The following is a 474-nucleotide window of genomic DNA, read 5'->3' as shown; positions in this document are numbered from 1 at the left end:
AAAACGCAGGTAAAATGACCGTTGATTACTTAAACAACCATTTTACAGAAAGCCCAAATAATCAATTAGAAGCGATACGCATTGCTCCCAATAATGTAAATACAAAAACAACATATGTATCGTTAGGGCCTTACGAAAAAAGGGTCTCATATAACTTAAATCACACAACCATCATTACAAAATCAACAGGTTTTAGTATAGGCTTTTCTACAAATACAGACGGTAAATTTAGTTCGTTTGGAGCAAAAGCTTTTGCTGGTGAAGGAAATATTTTACCCAATAGTGTATTATATTGTGCAGGATGCTATGATGATGAATGGGTAGGTGTAATGATTACTTTTAAAGAATAAAAATATGAAGACTACATATCTAATTTTACTGATGTTTTTTTATCATCAATTGACTACTGCACAAAACAAAATTAATATAGAACTTAGATACGACCAAATATTTGTATCTAACATAAATGCGCAG

General features: G+C 31.0%; 1 protein-coding gene. It reads left to right on the top strand.

The window, feature by feature from the left end; genetic code table 11:
* Positions 1-350, top strand: a 350-nt coding sequence (locus OM075_RS25600; RefSeq protein ID WP_301193391.1) for a hypothetical protein, incomplete at its 5' end; no start/stop codon positions are given.
* Positions 351-474 lie beyond the last annotated feature (124 nt).

Origin of the sequence: Plebeiibacterium sediminum, from assembly GCF_026013605.1 — a bacterium.
Lineage (GTDB): Bacteria > Bacteroidota > Bacteroidia > Bacteroidales > Marinilabiliaceae > Saccharicrinis > Saccharicrinis sediminus.
The sequence above is the reverse complement of the archived record's forward strand: the minus strand, read 5'-3'. Positions and strand labels throughout refer to the sequence as shown.